A 15,184-nucleotide genomic window follows, 5' to 3' on the forward strand; every position below is an offset into this window, starting at 1 on the left:
CCCTCCCCTACTTCAGATTTTGCATCGCAAACCGCACTTCGTTGGCGATTTTCCAGCCGGCGGTTTCGGCCAACTTTTGATAGTCCAGCTTTTCTTTGTTAACCGTTAAATTGATCGAACCCTCTGACAGGGAAACATTGACTGGGGTTGGGGCTTGTTTGTAACCAGCTCCACCGATTTTTGACTTCACTTCTTCCGGCAATTGGTAGTAGTTTGGTACTGGAGTGCCCATAACCTTGGGAACGTTCACGTTAGTCCCCGGGCGTGTAACTCCCTGTACGCTGGGAGCCATGACTCGATTGGAATACACTAGGGGTTTTGTTTTTTTCTTCCCATAAAGTACATCAAATATATACCCCCCCAATAGTTCACCTAATGAATCACCTGCAGCAGCGCCAAGGGCAGGAAAAAGCAGCGTGCCCCAACCGCCAGTTACCGGAGCAGTAAATGTTCCGAGAGCTGCACCTCCAGCGCCCAGTAGCCCCCCTAAAATAGCAGACGTAACTTTCTGAGTTTTTTCCCTGCCAGGCTTAGCTGAAAAGATCTCATAGCCGTCCATAAGAAGCCCCGCATAGCCTCCTATTTTTTTTACAAAAGGAGTTACTCTTTTACCCCAGAACTGCGCACCTTTTGTACCTGCCGCCGAGAGTTGGTCCAATTTCTTCGGTGAGATTTTCGTCTCAAGTTGCGATCGCCAACCTGGCCATTTTTCTAGCCAATACTTCTTTACGGAGTTTGCGGCTTGTGTAAGCTTACTTTCAAGCGCTTCTTTGTATCGGTCTTTGAATATTTCATTAATGACTTTACCGCCGAATTCTAAAACCGACTTTATCGAATTGATTATATTAGGATGATCTTCTCTAAGAGCAGAGATGGGTTCAAATGCTTTGCCCATTCCAGAAAAGACTTTTTGCGTAACTTTAACAGGTCCCCAATTGCCTCTCATTGAATTTTCAGCAATTGTTATAGGGTTCAGCATCGATAAAATATTATCAACGATTGAATGACGAGGCCTATCTGCCAAGCGGTTAGATAGATAATCATACGCGTCTAGCATAGGAAAGACCGGCAAACTTAAAAGCGGGGGATTTGCTCTTTTCCAGATTCTTGAGCCTCCACTATTTAAGCCCTTACCTCCACTCGCCTCATCTATTCCAATGCCTAGACTCTCAATGATCTTACTTTTTATTCCTTCTCCCAACGCTTCTCCAATCGCCGCAGATACCCGTCCCAGCGTGCTCTTCCCATCAGACTTCATCCACTTTGAAAAAGAATCACCAACCACGGTTTCCCAGTTCACACCTGTGATAGAAACTTGCCACGGTTCGGCCGCTAGTGAAGCGAGAGAAGCTCGAAGCCTCAGCGCTGTGGTAGTGACGCGATCGCTCAATTGCGCCGTTGGCTTCACCGTCGTCCGGTGCAGACGTTCCAGTGCTTCCTCGGCCTTTCGGGCTGCGGATGTTAAGCGATCGTCCAAGGTGAGAATGGGCTTGATGCGGGTTTTGCTGAGCAGCGCCGCTCGGCGCTGAGTTTGCTGCAGCAGCTTGTCCAGACTGCGAAGCTTTTTCGCGGTTCGATCAACGTCACGGTCGTCGGTCTTGATTTCAAGCTTGTCATTGTCATCTCTAGCCATAGGTCGTCTTGCCTCCTTTCTTTCGGATTTAAGCGGGCAGGAACCATCCCACGAAAAAATAACAGGATTTCCTACCGTTATTTTTGGGAAAATCCCGCTTTCACGCAAATTAACTGGAAATCCTACTGTTATTTCGCCCGTTTTTCCCGAGTAGGGCACTAGCGTTGCATTAAGACTTCTTTCTGCTTTGATTCAGACAAATACAGAACAACGATATAGTATATACAAACCGGATTAGTATATATTTTACAGACGCACTTTGCTTAAATTTGAAAAAGTTTAGAGGGGATTAGACCCGCACGTTACCCATTTTTTAAAATTTAAGTATTTAGTTCAATACTTCTACAATGATTCGTGGCTTCATCGATTTGTTCGCCTGCTTGGGGGGCCGACCGTTTCGCTTCGTTCGTCCTTTTGAGCTCCGTGTGGGCTTTTTGAATAAGGCTTCATGCAGCCTAGTCCATGACCGATCGGCATAGAGTCGAATCAATCGAAGTAACTGCCAAACGGTTTGCTTGCACTCTAGCTTCAGGCGTAGCAACAGGCACAGAGCATAGGATATCAACGCGATATACATCTGGTTCCAGATGGCTTCTGCGGTGTACCCATGAGGCTTCACTAAACGGAGGTGTTGCTTAATCCATTTAAAGAATAGCTCGATTTGCCAACGATGCCGATATACATCTGCAATTTGGTGCACGGACAAATCCATGCGACTTGTCACAAGGCGATATAAACGACCTTGCTGATCCTGAAACTCAATGAGTCGCAACTTCATTTGCTGCCCTGGCAGAGTTACATCCGCATCCCGAATGAAATCTCCCCGCTTGGGAAGAGCCCGTTCCTTGAGGATCGTCAATCGGGTATTATCCTTAACCCGAGCCACAAACTTCATCCCTTGGTCCACCCAGGCTTGAAAATGCTTGTGCACCTGATAGCCTCGGTCCATCACATAGGTCACTTCTTTATCGACCGTAAAGTTTGGGGCAACTTCGTGGTCTGCGACATCTTTGGTTGAGGCGATGATTTTATCTGGAACCATCGTCTTCGCGTCGACGACTAGAAGTGAAGTGTGCATTTTCACGCCGTGATTGGATGCAGAGCAGTAAGCCCATTTGGAAAGAATCGCTGGCAAGGTGATTTGAGTAGAATCCATGATCGCGAGCTTTCCGATCTTAGTCGTGATTCCTGGCTTACTCTCCGTTAGTTGTTGGATTTGTCTCGTTACTTGCATGAAAAGCAGGTGAAGGTTCTCTAGGGGAAGCTTCTTCATTTTCCGCGAGAGTTGGGATGGGCTTATGCTTTCAAGTCCACCAAGTATCGCTTGAAAATCTTCATTGGCTTCAAGATGCTCGGACATTTCAGCATAAGACTCTCGTTGCTGTAACTGGGCTTCAATGAACAGCAGTAGGGAAGAACCGACAAAAAGCTTGCGAGCACGATAATCCAAAACGCTATCTCGGGAAGAATTAATATTTAACATTTGTAGACATTGACATATGACACTTAAATTTGTACTGTTATCCATAGAAATCTCCTTTTGTTGAGAGGTTGATGGATAACCTTTGGATCAACTCAACATTAGGGGATTTCTTTATTTTTGTACATGAAAACCAGCCTATAATTTGCAAATTTAGTAAATTGTTGATTTGAAATATCGTTTGAAAAGTTAATGCAACGCTAGTGCGAGTAGGGCTGAATTCCATAAAATTAACGGTAAGAATTCCAGTTAATCGCCTTCTACACCCACCAAGTCAATAAACTAACGGTACTTTTTACAGTTAGTCTCATCAAACCACCATACTGACGCGGGTAGAGCCTAGCTCGAAGGCTCCAAGACCAGAGCCTCAGCACCCCACAGTACCGCACAGCACCTCACAACATCTCCAACTCACGTTCCGAAAAAGCCCGCAGCAGCAAGCGCTCTCCCTTCGGGAGTGACCAGTATTCCCCGGGGCGAAGATGATGCCGCGTCCACATGTGGAACAGCAGCGTCGTCATGCCGCCGGAGCTGATTAGTTTTTTACGTCATCGATGTCGACCCCAAACCCGGAGATCTCCAGCACTTTATCGCCTACGGCGTCGAGCTCCCCGGCCAGCAGCAATCGGCGGATCGCCTCTTCCCCGCCGGACAGCTTCAACCGGCTGGTCAGGCGCGGGTCGTCCCAGCCGCTCAACTTCACACTTTGCGGCTCCCCGCCGTGATCTCCGCCGCTGTCGGCTTTTTTCACTACTTCCAGCATCGATGTGGCTTCTTTGATCAACGCCGCGTTAAACAACTCGCTGTCGATCTTCTCGGTCACCTGCCCTTTGGTCGTCTTGCGCACCGTACAACGTTCGCGGATCGCGTCCACTTTGCTGGACGTCAGGCCGCGCAGCGTCACACGCAGTCCCAATCGCCCGATAAATACAGTTTCTTCCGGTAAATTCGTCACTGTTTCAAAGAGCCCGTCCAAAATTTCCTGTTCGCGAACCGGATCCAAAGCTGAATATTCACTCATGCTCGCTTCCTCCTTCGGATGATAATCCAAATACAAATGTGTCTCTTGAGCAATAGCGGTACAAATGGGCGTTACTCCACACAAAATCGGGCTCCAACGAAAAATAAGACCATTTCATGGCCTTATGAACACGAAATCAGCGCAAACCAGGCGTCCAACGACATCAAATCGCAAATTAGAGCCAAAAAAGTCCGCTATTTCACCCATTATGCGCAAATAAACGGAAATAACGCCCAAAATGTCCGCTAATTCCAGGCCAATTGGGCCGCTGAGAGTTCGAAAGGGAGTACCGTACCCCGTAGCTGCCTAGGTACACACGTCAGGGTGCCTCTACCCTAAGTAAGCAACGACACCTGCCATACGCCCCTCATACGCCACCCATACGGCCCACGGCCCTTTAAGACGCCACAATCGGGTCCAACAACTCGTACGACTCGAACGTAAACGGCGTTTCCTCCGTCACTTCTTCGCCGGCGGTCCAGTTGGCCAGGACGATTTTGTCGACCATGCAGTTGTTCAACTGGATGCGTTCAAAGCCGTAGGCTTCCGGATCGTCAAGCTTATGAATGATCGAAAATTTCTGAAAGCCGCGCGTGATCATATCCGACGTGACCTTGTAGCCGCTCATCGTGCCGGTGCCTTTTTTGCGTCCCAGCTTGTACACCGTATAATCGGTGCCCACGAGGTTCAGCTTCTTTTTCTCTGCCTCAACGCTGGCTTCCAGGTGATTCAGATTCGACTGCCATACCCCTTCGATAAAAATCTGGCCAAACGTCCCCATAATCACGCGGCCGGGATCAAGAAATTGTGCCATTAGTTAGCTCCTCCTCAATTTTGAAAAATCGAATTATTGCACATAAAACGTGCCAAAAATTTGTTCCATCACATCGGTATCATCCGCCGTCCAAGCCAGGAACACCTGGTCGTCTTCCGGCGTAAATTGCGGCGCGTTGCCATAAAAACGCGGATCCAGCGTCACATCAAACCCGGTCGCCTCGATCACGTTCTCGGCGGCCAACGTTTGCAGATACTGCTTCCCTGCGCCAATCAGCGCCAGGCGGCCTTCCTCGGTGTTGTTCACCTTGCCGATATAGGCATCCTCGGCGGTCCGCTGCAGGTCCGCATTGATTTGGTCCATGACGCGAATCTTGCGGATCTTCTTCCAGCCTTTGTTCTGCCCTTCGCGCAGCGTGACAAGGCTGTTCACGCCACGCAGCGCCTTCACCCGGCGGCCGTCGTGCACGAGCAGGAACACGCCGCCTTGCACCGCCTGCTCCTGCTCGGAGCGGGTCCAGCGCCGTGTCACGTCGTCGAACGGCGCGGCCGCGTACGTCGTCGACGCCTTCAGCGGCTGGCCGGCGATCAAGCCCGCGACCCAGGCGGCCACCTGCGCCGACGAATACGCCCGGCCGTTCAGCACCGCGCCGGTTCCAACGTTCACGACGCCCTCGTGATCGATGGCAGCGCTGCGCGCCACCGCTTTGCTAATGGCGTCGGCGGCGGTATCGGCGGCGGCGGATCCGCCCAGCACGGCGATGACGCCTTTGCCTTCACTGCGCACGCGCTTCACCCAAGCGGCAACGCTGGTCTGCAAAGCCGCATCCGACACGCCGTCAAGCGTTAGCACGTGGAAGTCCTGCGTCTCAAACGCAGACAAAGCCGAAGCGTACTCGGCGTTCGTGAGGTCCGCGATCCCACTGTCCCCGCCGGTTAAGGCCACCCCGGTGACGTCCGCCAGCGTGCCGCCCCCCAATGCTTCAGCAGCGATCCAAGTATTAGTCGGATCACCGTTGATGGCTGCGGCCGCTTGAACTACCGAACCTTCCCCCAACGGGAACGTGCGCAGCAAAGCCGTGCCTTCATGGAGCTTCAATTCCTTGCTGCCCGGAATCGACAGACTCGGGCTAACCGAGACGATGAAGTTATTGCCGCGCTTGCCGGGATATTTCGCTTTCACCCGCAGCACTGCGGCACCCGACTCATCCTGAAGCGTTACCGACGCCTCCGTTGCGGAAGCCCCGGCCAGACGGTAAGCCAGCAGTTTTTTCGGACCACCCAGCAAAGCGAGATAGAGCGTACTGTATGCCGTTGCCCCCTCCGATTCGTCCTCCTGGAACAACTCCCGGATCGCAGCCTCACTACCAACTTCCACAAATTGTCCAACCGGCCCCCAGTGGGCTTTAACCGGGGCAACCACAACGCCGCGCGCCCCCGCCTGGATGGCGTTCACCGCCGCGCTGACGAAATTCATATACAACCCGGGCAACACCGGTTGATCCGTTACATTCCATGTTCCTCCTGCCATGACTTACAGCACCTTCTTTCTCAAAAATTGATCAACGAGCCGTTTCGCCTCGTAAATTTGAAGTAATTTGCTTTCCCTTCCCAACGTCGCCCCGGCCAGAATTTCCGGCTTGACGCCAAGCAACGTCTCGGAACAGGCCATCAGTTCCTCCACACGGTAACCCTTAGAGCCGTCCGCCGCAGCTAAAGCCGATGCGGTTTCAGGACTCCTTGATTTTTTTCTTGCCACACCAATTCACCTCATTTTCGATTGATAAAAAACGGATTGCATCAGCGGCGCTTCCACAACCGGTTTCGACGTGCGCTGAAGCAACGTGACGGTCAGCGGCCCTTGTACCGCCGGACTCCCTGAGGTTTCCTCCGGCTGCAAGCTCAGCTTCGGATCAACAATTCGCAGATATCGCTTAGCCGCGGGATCCAGAGGGATTTTCACCGCTGTTCCCAGCGCTTCTAGCAGCCGCAGTAGCGCAGCATGTTCCTGGTTCGCATCTTCCGCCAATAGAAAAGCCGTCATCCGCTTTTGAATCTCATAAGACGAGGGGCCCAACGCCCGTACGTCCATGCCGATCATCCGCCACATCACACCCGGAGCAGTCACATCCTGCGGCCACATTCCGCAGTAGGCTTTCCACTCGGAGCCCAGCACCATTAACGACCAATTCGCTAATCCTGTCATCCAAGGATCACTTGTGATTGGCACCGATTCCGGAGCTAAAGTCATCTCATCTTCTGCTATGGCAATCACCTCCCTTCCAGCATGAAATCGCCGTGTATACAGCGCGGCATGCTGCAAAACTGCTTGGTTCCCTCGAGCCGCCCCCAGATGCACCCCTGGCAACACAAAGGCTGCACCCATTCGGGCTCAGATGGATGCGGCGGCGTTTTGTTCTGATGTTGCATCTCGCCCCCCTCCTTTCCAAAGCAAAAAACCGCTGACATGCTCAGCGGTTCTCATCGTGCTATCGATGATTTGGTTAACCTTAACCTGATCTTCCACGCTACCAATGTAACACGGGGAAAACCAAGCGAACGGACAGTTGACGGACACCCACCGGACAGGTATCGGACAACGTTGATTTTTCTTATAACAACAGAAAAAAAGCCGGCTTTCAGCCGACCCCGTGTTTTGCCGTTTGCGGTTCTTCTTTATAGACCTCAAGCTTTAGAGCCGCCGCCAGAAGGCGGATGGCGCTGGCTTTGATGCGACGGTAGGTCCGGTCACTGATGCCCATCTCGCCGCAGCTGATAAAATCGTACTCACCCTTCTGATCCAAATAACTGCGTCGTATCACCTCTCGCTGCTCCTCCGATAACCTCTCCATGGCAAGGTCCAGCAGCTCTGATTTGCGAATCAGCTCCGCCTCCTTATCCACGTTCCCGATCGCAATTCGTTCCGTTGGTTGACTTACAACATGGGTCGCACCATGAAACTGCGGCTCATATCGTGCGGTGATGAACGCTTCCTTACGAATCCATCCAACCTGCCGGTATCGTCTGACTTCTTCCAGCCACTTTTCCACCGCAGCTCGGGTTGCTGCTTCGTCCACCGGCAATGAATCGAATAAAGCATGATACACATGAATGCGTCTTCTCCCCATCTGAATCCCCTCCTATAGTATATTGCCATTTTGGCAAGTTATATCATTTCCCTCCGGCTAATCAATTAGCTTGTCCAAGTCTAGAACAGCCTGCAAACTTTGAACAAAGCCCCTTCAACCTCCTCTTTTTTACCAATTTGGTAACCGTAACCTGATTATATGTTGCCATTTTGGTAATGTCAAGCCTCACAATTACCATTTTGGTAATATAAATAAATCCCATTCTTACCATCTCGCTTTACCAATTTGGCAACTTGTGCTACACTAAATGAAACGGTTAGGAAGAGGAGTAACCATGCAAACGCTAGGCGAACGGATCAAATATCTTCGTGAACTACGTCAGCTCACGCAAAAAGACCTCGCCTCCCAAGCCGAAATTTCGGTCGTTCAGCTGTCCCGGTATGAGACAAACGACCGCAAGCCGGATCCGGAGGTGCTGCGTAATATCGTTGACGCTCTGGATACCAGCGCCGATTATTTGCTGGGCCGGACCAACGACCCGTCTCCTGCAGCGGAGAAAGGCATGAGCTTGTCTTTTTTCGGAGGACCTGAAGCGTATACGGCGGATGAAATCGCCATGATGGAGGCAGCCCTCAAAGCGTATCGGGAGCAGAAGAAGAAGCTGCTGGACGGAGACGAGGCTAAAGGCTAAATCATTCGAAGATAAATAACTACATATAAAGTCTACAAGACAAGTACAACGGCCCTGATCCTAAGGGCCCTTATTTCGGATCTTAGACCGAACATACATTCTTATTCAAGAGGTGACTTGAATGTTGTACGCCTATTATCGTGAGACCCATCTGGAGCAGTGGATGAATACAAAATATCTGAACCACGGGATATCGTCCCCCGCCGATCTCGACATCGACCGCATCGCTGAAGCCTTTGGGATCGGATTGGTTTACGGGAATCACCCGTCCTTTTCGGACAACGAGGAGAATGTGATCTTCCTGAACAAAATGATGAAGTCGGATCAGGCCCGGGTCGTCTTCTTCCATGAACTTTGCCATGTGCTGCGCCATGCCGGAGATCAGCGGAGGATGACCGAACTGTTCATGCATGCCCAAGAGACCGAGGCCGAGCAGTTTGTGCTGTATGCCGCCATTCCTTTCTTTATGTTCGCTAAGCTGCCGGTGCCGGATCATCGCAGCGAAGCGATTGTCTACATCGCCGAACAGTTCCAGGTCCCCCTGGAGCTGGCGGAGCAGCGGCTGGACCAAATCCAACGGCGGGTGCTGCAAGGCAGCCTCATCGCAGCAGCCCAGGAGGCAACCCGCCGCCAGCGCGAAGCGGAGCAGAATTGGTCGCCGGAAACCCGGCGGGTGCTGTCCCAGCTGGAACGACAAATCGGTGGTCGAGGAGGGCGATAGGGATGCGGATTGCGGCGTATTGCGATTTTTACACCGATTCCATCCGTCCGTTGCAGTTGATTGTGGATATTCAGCCGGGGGACGTGGATTGGTCGGAGACGCTGTACCTCCCGGTTTCGGGACCATTTGAGCCGTTTACGTCCGAGGACTTTGGCGATCTGCCCTGCGTATCTGTCCTGCTGGAGGATCTGGTTCGTCCCAAGCAGGAACCGTCGGAATATACCACAGTCTGCGAGCCGGGCACGACGACCTCCGTTCCATCGCGAAGGGTGCTTGGCATCCGTCTACCGCAAATCGCTGCCCGCTGCGGCGATCCCTCTGATATCCAGCGCCTGGTCTTGCAGATGGACGACGCCACGGAAGTCCTGGGTTATGAGCGAGGTTGATTGGGGCGGTCGTATTTTACCACCGGCCACTTTTGTTTGCGAAGCGCGTCCATCAGCAGCGGCCCCACATTCAGATTGCTCTGCACCAGCTCCCGCGGCGTCAGCGCCATCCATTGATTAAGCGATATATCGGCAAACCGGTCACTGCGGAACATTTCCAAGAACCAGATGCTGCGGTCACCGGTATTTTGAATGTAGTGGCCATAGGCAAACGGAACATACCCCACATCCCCTGCTCTAACGTTAAATGTCCGGGCGGCGCCGTTACCAGCAAATACGGTCATCCGTCCTTTCCCGGACAAATAATACTGCCATTCGTCGTTGTTCGGGTGCCAATGCAGCTCCCTCATCGCGCCGGGCTTGATTTCCACAAGGGCGGCCGCAATCGTCTTGGAGATGGGAAAATTTCTGGAATCCGCAATTCGCACGGTCCCGCCCGGCGTTTGGATCGGCTTCTGGGCCAGCAGGCTATGCTTGAAGCTGACAGGAATTTCTCCGTAAGGCGATTCGATCCTTTGCGTGTCGATTGGCCCCGGGACACGGTCCTGATAGATATACACCTGCTCTTTGGGGATGCGGTCAAACGCTTTACGAGGTACGCCAAAATTCGCGGAAAGCACCTCTTTCGGCGTATGGGCAAACCAGTCCGAGATGGACAACGTATTTAAGTCGGAGAAATTACCGTCATCAAATACTAGCAGAAACTCGCAGCCTTCCTCCAGCCCTTGAATCGAATGAGGAATCCCCGGTGGAAAATACCACAAATCCCCCACGCCCATATCGGCGATAAAGTTCCGTCCGTCCTGATCCACCGCCGTGATCCGTGCCCTTCCTGAGATCATAAACGACCATTCCGCCTGTTGATGCCAATGCAGCTCCCGCACTCCCCCCGGCGTCAGACGCATATTGACCCCCGCCAGCGTCGTAGCGATCGGCAGCTCCCGAACCGTAATTTCCCGGGACCATCCCCCATGGTTCAACTGCATATGCGTATCTGAAAAAGAGAACTTCAGATTCGGAATCAATCCGTTATCGGTCACCGGAGGTACCAGCATATCGGGGTTTTCGCGATCCCGCATCACGTCCCGGGGGCCGGTATCGGTGGCTCCGCTGCCATCATCTCGGATCGGCTGGGGGATCGACGATATCCCGGCAGCTTGGTTTTCCGGCTGTCTTGAATCGGATGAATCCAAATGATCCGACATTCACATCACTCCTCGTTCTGGACATGCTATTGTTAATTTTTACCAATTCATATTTACACAGTGATCCTATTCCTGAATTAGCAAAAATATGTTGTGATTCATTCCCACATTTCCCATAAAATCCGACGATTTCGGAGAAAATAACTTCAAGAGCTTGATAGTTGCCCAAGCTTCTGTATAATTAAAGTTAGTAAGTTTAGTCAACAAACTAACTAGGTAAAGGGGAATCCTTGTGGAAAAACCTGTACGTCCGAATGAACCACTTGTTACACACATTTATACTGCAGACCCATCTGCCCATGTGTATGAAGGCAAGATCTATATTTATCCATCCCATGACATTGATCACGACGGTCCCGACAACGACAACGGCGACCAATACGCGATGGAGGACTACCATGTCCTCTCGCTGGACGACTTCAACTCTCCGTGCGTCGACCACGGCGAAGTGCTGCATTTGCGTGATATCCCATGGGCCAGCAAGCAATTGTGGGCTCCGGATGCAGCTTACAAGAACAATACGTATTACCTCTACTTCCCCGCACGGGACAAAGAAGGCATCTTCCGCATTGGCGTAGCCACCAGCTCTTCGCCTGCCGGACCTTTCAAGGCGGAAGAAAGCTATATTCCAGGCAGCTTCAGCATCGATCCGGCCGTGCTCGTGGATGACGACAATCGTGCATACATGTATTTCGGCGGACTTTGGGGCGGTCAGCTGGAGAAATGGCAAACCGGCACCTTCAAACCGGACGCCGAAGGACCAGCACCGGACGCTCCAGCACTGGGACCGCGATTCGCCGAGCTTAGCGATGATATGCTTACCTTCAAATCGGCACCGCAGGAAATCTCGATTGTGGATGAAGATGGCAATCCGCTGTTAGCCGGAGACGAGGATCGCCGTTATTTCGAAGGGCCGTGGGTGCACAAATACAACGGGTATTACTACCTGTCCTACTCCACCGGAACGACCCATACACTGGTTTATGCGATCAGTAAGAACCCGCAAGGTCCTTTCGTATTTAAAGGTAAAATCCTGGAGCCTGTCATCGGCTGGACCACACACCATTCGATCGTGCAATTCCAAGATAAATGGTACCTGTTCTACCATGACAGCTCGTTGTCCGGCGGCGTGAACCACAAACGCAGCGTCAAATACACCGAGTTGCATTACAATCCGGACGGCACCATCCAAACCATCGATCCATATAAATAAGCACAAAGATGGAGCGCCCATCGGCTGAAGCAAGCCGGGTGGCGCTCCTCTTTTATTTTATTTCAGCAGTTCTCCGCCTTCTGCTCTCGGCATCGCGGTGTGCTCTGTCGATGCTTCCGCAATCTCGCAGACCGGAACTTGCCATCAGCATATCCGCTGACGATACCCGCCGCTTGGGCCGCTCGGATCGCCTGCTCCGCCCAATGACCGGCGGAGTCCGAGAAGCCTGCGCCTTGCTGCCCTGCAGCCGACTTCATCAACTTCACGGCGATTGCCGTAATTTCCGCCCGTGTGACAGGCTGTTCTGGCTTGAAGCTGTCATCGGCATAGCCTTGCATCAAGCCCATTCTGGACGCTTTGGCAATCGCCTCAGCGGCCCAATGACCTGCCGGAACATCGCTGAATCTATGCGCCTCTGCCGTCTCCTTCAGATCCACCGCCTTGGCCAACATGGCGGCCATCTCCGCACGAGTGATACAGTTCTCCGGTTTGAACAGACCCCCGGGATAACCGCTGATATAGGCTTTATGCGTCGACAATGCTGCGGCCGTCTTCACCAAAGCGAAAGTGCTGAAATGTTGGATATCCTCTTGAGCGGACGGCTCCTTATCAAAGGTCGCTTCGGTGAGGTTAATCAGGTCGGGAATTTGCATTCTAAACGCATCCAGCATAAATCGGCCTGATTTTTTCACCAGCTTGATCGTGTGCAGGCTGTTGGACAATCCAGATATGCAAATCGCCAAGCTCCTTATGGGCCCACAAATCGCGGACCGAAGCGGCGCCGTCCAGACAAGATGTCGCTCCACTTCACATTCATGGATGCGCCTTTAGTTCCCAGATTAAACAAAGCTACGGTGTACGTTCCTTCCCCATTATTAGCGTACCACACCTGCTGATTGGTAGCCATTGAGACTGCATGCGCCGGACGGCCGGCTTGGTTGACGGCAATCACCTCATCGTTGGTCAACAGTTCCAGGCCATAGCTATCCAGATTGGCCAGATCATCACCGGTGTAAAATTGCGCACAGGCGATCGCCCACAGCGTTGAGGCTATCCATTAATTGAGTAGGTCGACCTTCCACATCACCGTACGCCCCGGACCGGCTGGCGGGCTTGGACGGCGGGGCGGACGATTACATGATCAAGCCTTTTGTTCCGGAAGAGGTTATCGCCCGGATTCATGCCGTACTGCGGAGCCGCCAAACTGGAATGACCCGGGATTGCCAGCGGTTGGTTTACGGCGACGAAGGCCGGGGCAATCGCTTGCGTATATGCGTTTGTCCCCACCTTCTTTGTTTACCGGGACGTCCCGCTTCGTCAGGTCGGCCTTGTGTTCAAGCGGACGTTTCGCACGGTGGCGATGGTGCTGTTCCAGATCGCCGCAAGCGATGCCTTCGGCTGGATTCTCGCTTATCTGCAAGTCCCTTCTTTGCTGACTGATCTGTTCCTTGATGTATCAGATAACCCTTATATCATTTTGTTCATGATACCTGTTCGAGGGCACGCACTTTAACGGCAATGTCGTTTTGTTCACTCAGCACAATCACCCCTGGCTGGCTACTATCTAGCGGCACGCGGTGACCCTCGTACCTTTTATATTGGGGAGCGGCTAGATCCAGAATCAATACATCCGGCTTGAAAACAGCGGTTTTACGAAGCGCCTTCTCCCCCGTCCTGCACGCTTTCCACCTGAATGGCTTCACGCTTAAGGTCGCAAACCAATGATGCGGGATAATTGGATTCATCGTAAATGATAAGTACTTTGATCATGACCTTCCCCTTATATGGTTTTTCCGGGTCCACTATAACAGGTCATGATGGGATGCGTAAGAAGGAACTTTTATCCACCTGCTTTATAAAACGAAAGTGTTGGTGCCTGACAAGGGCTTGTTATTGCATTTCTTTGTCCACCGTATGTTTTCTCCTTTATACTTATGGGATAATGGCCTTTTCGTTCCAAACTTGAAGTGGTAAGGAGGATCCCTATGGTCATGACAAGAGGAACTTATGGCTTCCGGTTCGCTGAAGATCAGGAACTCCCGCTGTGCGTATTATTTGCCGCCGGCTATGACTCGATCACGGATCCCTCTTATTATTGGGATGGATTAGAGCGAACGGACGGGCCTTTGCTCCTGTTCCAATATACCCTCTCCGGAGAAGGTGTCTTTGAGTTGGGCGAGCGATCTCACCGCGTTACCGCCGGACAAGCGTTCCTCGCCGAAATTCCGAGTTCCCATCGCTATTATTACCCGGAAGAAGCTGCAGCGCCTTGGGAGTTCTTGTTCCTGCTGTTCCGGCCGAATGTGGTTCTCCCCTTATGGCGAAGATTCCTCAGCGAAGCCGGAGAAGTTCTTCATCTTCCCGCAGACTCCGCACCGGTGCGGTTGGCGCGTATGATCGTCACCGATGCAGGGGCAGGTCGCATCACCGATCCCTTCATCGCCTCGTCTTGCGTTTATCAGTTCGTCACAGAATTAGCCAGAATGCAGGTCACGTCGCGGAAAGACAAAAAGAACTGGCCGGAGAGCGTCAAACGCGCCGCCGAGTTGATGGAGAGCAACTATGCGCAGATGATCAGCATCGATCAGCTCTCCGAGCATGTTGGCTTGTCCAAGTACCACTTGATCCGCCGGTTTTCGGACAGTACGGGACTTACGCCAGGCGCTTATCTGACCCGTGTCCGCACCGAAAAAGCGATGGACCTGCTTCGCGGTACGTCACTTAGCATTGAGACCATTGCTGAGCGGGTAGGTTACTCCAGCGGAAGCTACTTCATTAAGGCCTTCCGCCGTTTGACCGGGCTCACCCCCGGAGAGTTCCGCAGCGGGGGCGAAAGTCTGGTCTATCGCAAGCTGTTCTTCGATTAAACGCAATATTTTGCTATTCATATCGCAAAGTTACTATAGATATAGCAAAACTCCTTTAGGTAAGATGAACCTAACAAGAGCAATAAAGATCCATCCGTAAAGGA

General features: G+C 52.1%; 17 protein-coding genes and 1 pseudogene. 7 read left to right on the forward strand and 11 right to left on the reverse strand.

Annotated elements, in window-relative coordinates:
- Positions 1 to 7: 7 nt before the first annotated feature.
- The 8 genes from NSQ80_RS15150 to NSQ80_RS15185 all read right to left on the reverse strand — a co-directional run bounded on the left by NSQ80_RS15150 (position 8) and on the right by NSQ80_RS15185 (position 8,036).
- Complete coding sequence (locus tag NSQ80_RS15150) at positions 8 to 1,633, reverse strand: hypothetical protein (RefSeq protein WP_339299714.1); 1,626 nt, start codon at positions 1,631 to 1,633, stop codon at positions 8 to 10.
- A gap of 328 nt (positions 1,634 to 1,961) precedes the next feature.
- Positions 1,962 to 3,161 carry an IS4 family transposase gene (locus tag NSQ80_RS15155; RefSeq protein ID WP_339299006.1) on the reverse strand — a complete coding sequence of 400 codons (1,200 nt, stop codon included), beginning with the start codon at positions 3,159 to 3,161 and terminating at the stop codon, positions 1,962 to 1,964.
- A 487-nt stretch (positions 3,162 to 3,648) separates the two neighbouring features.
- A complete protein-coding gene (locus tag NSQ80_RS15160) occupies positions 3,649 to 4,134 on the reverse strand; it encodes a hypothetical protein (protein ID WP_339299716.1) in 486 nt (161 codons plus the stop codon).
- A 397-nt stretch (positions 4,135 to 4,531) separates the two neighbouring features.
- Positions 4,532 to 4,948: a phage tail tube protein gene (locus NSQ80_RS15165; protein ID WP_339299718.1), complete on the reverse strand. Its 417-nt coding sequence runs from the start codon at positions 4,946 to 4,948 to the stop codon at positions 4,532 to 4,534.
- A 33-nt stretch (positions 4,949 to 4,981) separates the two neighbouring features.
- On the reverse strand, positions 4,982 to 6,439 hold the full coding sequence (locus tag NSQ80_RS15170) for a phage tail sheath family protein (RefSeq protein WP_339299720.1): 1,458 nt from the start codon (positions 6,437 to 6,439) through the stop codon (positions 4,982 to 4,984).
- A 3-nt stretch (positions 6,440 to 6,442) separates the two neighbouring features.
- Positions 6,443 to 6,667 carry a hypothetical protein gene (locus NSQ80_RS15175; protein ID WP_009224270.1) on the reverse strand — a complete coding sequence of 75 codons (225 nt, stop codon included), beginning with the start codon at positions 6,665 to 6,667 and terminating at the stop codon, positions 6,443 to 6,445.
- 6 nt (positions 6,668 to 6,673) lie between these two features.
- A complete protein-coding gene (locus NSQ80_RS15180; RefSeq protein WP_157273365.1) occupies positions 6,674 to 7,159 on the reverse strand; it encodes a hypothetical protein in 486 nt (161 codons plus the stop codon).
- Positions 7,160 to 7,547: 388 nt separating this feature from the next.
- Positions 7,548 to 8,036: an ArpU family phage packaging/lysis transcriptional regulator gene (locus NSQ80_RS15185; RefSeq protein ID WP_009224272.1), complete on the reverse strand. Its 489-nt coding sequence runs from the start codon at positions 8,034 to 8,036 to the stop codon at positions 7,548 to 7,550.
- A gap of 295 nt (positions 8,037 to 8,331) precedes the next feature.
- On the opposite strand from NSQ80_RS15185, the gene NSQ80_RS15190 reads away from it, so the two are divergent.
- The 3 genes from NSQ80_RS15190 (at position 8,332) to NSQ80_RS15200 (ending at position 9,795) form a co-directional block, all read left to right on the forward strand.
- On the forward strand, positions 8,332 to 8,688 hold the full coding sequence (locus NSQ80_RS15190; RefSeq protein ID WP_036644664.1) for a helix-turn-helix transcriptional regulator: 357 nt from the start codon (positions 8,332 to 8,334) through the stop codon (positions 8,686 to 8,688).
- A 121-nt stretch (positions 8,689 to 8,809) separates the two neighbouring features.
- Positions 8,810 to 9,409, forward strand: a complete 600-nt coding sequence (locus tag NSQ80_RS15195) for an ImmA/IrrE family metallo-endopeptidase (RefSeq protein WP_339299724.1) — start codon at positions 8,810 to 8,812, stop codon at positions 9,407 to 9,409.
- 2 nt (positions 9,410 to 9,411) lie between these two features.
- Positions 9,412 to 9,795 (forward strand): hypothetical protein, encoded by a 384-nt coding sequence (locus NSQ80_RS15200; RefSeq protein ID WP_260071884.1) that lies wholly within the window; start codon positions 9,412 to 9,414, stop codon positions 9,793 to 9,795.
- Here the strand turns inward: NSQ80_RS15200 and NSQ80_RS15205 are convergent.
- A complete protein-coding gene (locus NSQ80_RS15205; RefSeq protein WP_260071885.1) occupies positions 9,780 to 11,000 on the reverse strand; it encodes an oxalate decarboxylase family bicupin in 1,221 nt (406 codons plus the stop codon). The genes NSQ80_RS15200 and NSQ80_RS15205 overlap by 16 nt on opposite strands.
- A gap of 232 nt (positions 11,001 to 11,232) precedes the next feature.
- Between NSQ80_RS15205 and NSQ80_RS15210 the strand changes: the two genes are divergently transcribed.
- Positions 11,233 to 12,213, forward strand: a complete 981-nt coding sequence (locus NSQ80_RS15210) for a glycoside hydrolase family 43 protein (RefSeq protein ID WP_009224277.1) — start codon at positions 11,233 to 11,235, stop codon at positions 12,211 to 12,213.
- A gap of 62 nt (positions 12,214 to 12,275) precedes the next feature.
- On the opposite strand, the gene NSQ80_RS15215 is transcribed toward NSQ80_RS15210, so the two are convergent.
- Entirely contained in the window at positions 12,276 to 12,956 is a 681-nt protein-coding gene (locus NSQ80_RS15215) for an S-layer homology domain-containing protein (protein WP_339299727.1), read from the reverse strand.
- A gap of 5 nt (positions 12,957 to 12,961) precedes the next feature.
- Entirely contained in the window at positions 12,962 to 13,180 is a 219-nt protein-coding gene (locus NSQ80_RS15220; RefSeq protein ID WP_009224279.1) for a hypothetical protein, read from the reverse strand.
- 131 nt (positions 13,181 to 13,311) lie between these two features.
- On the opposite strand from NSQ80_RS15220, the pseudogene NSQ80_RS15225 reads away from it, so the two are divergent.
- From NSQ80_RS15225 to NSQ80_RS15235, 3 genes and pseudogenes are all read left to right on the forward strand, one after another.
- A pseudogene (locus tag NSQ80_RS15225) lies at positions 13,312 to 13,407 on the forward strand (DNA-binding response regulator); the annotation flags it as partial.
- 64 nt (positions 13,408 to 13,471) lie between these two features.
- On the forward strand, positions 13,472 to 13,726 hold the full coding sequence (locus NSQ80_RS15230; RefSeq protein ID WP_232282256.1) for a TRAP transporter large permease subunit: 255 nt from the start codon (positions 13,472 to 13,474) through the stop codon (positions 13,724 to 13,726).
- A gap of 472 nt (positions 13,727 to 14,198) precedes the next feature.
- Positions 14,199 to 15,080 (forward strand): AraC family transcriptional regulator, encoded by an 882-nt coding sequence (locus NSQ80_RS15235; RefSeq protein WP_339299730.1) that lies wholly within the window; start codon positions 14,199 to 14,201, stop codon positions 15,078 to 15,080.
- The last annotated feature ends 104 nt before the right edge of the window (positions 15,081 to 15,184 follow it).

Source organism: Paenibacillus sp. FSL K6-2441, assembly GCF_037964765.1.
Lineage (GTDB): Bacteria > Bacillota > Bacilli > Paenibacillales > Paenibacillaceae > Fontibacillus > Fontibacillus phoenicis.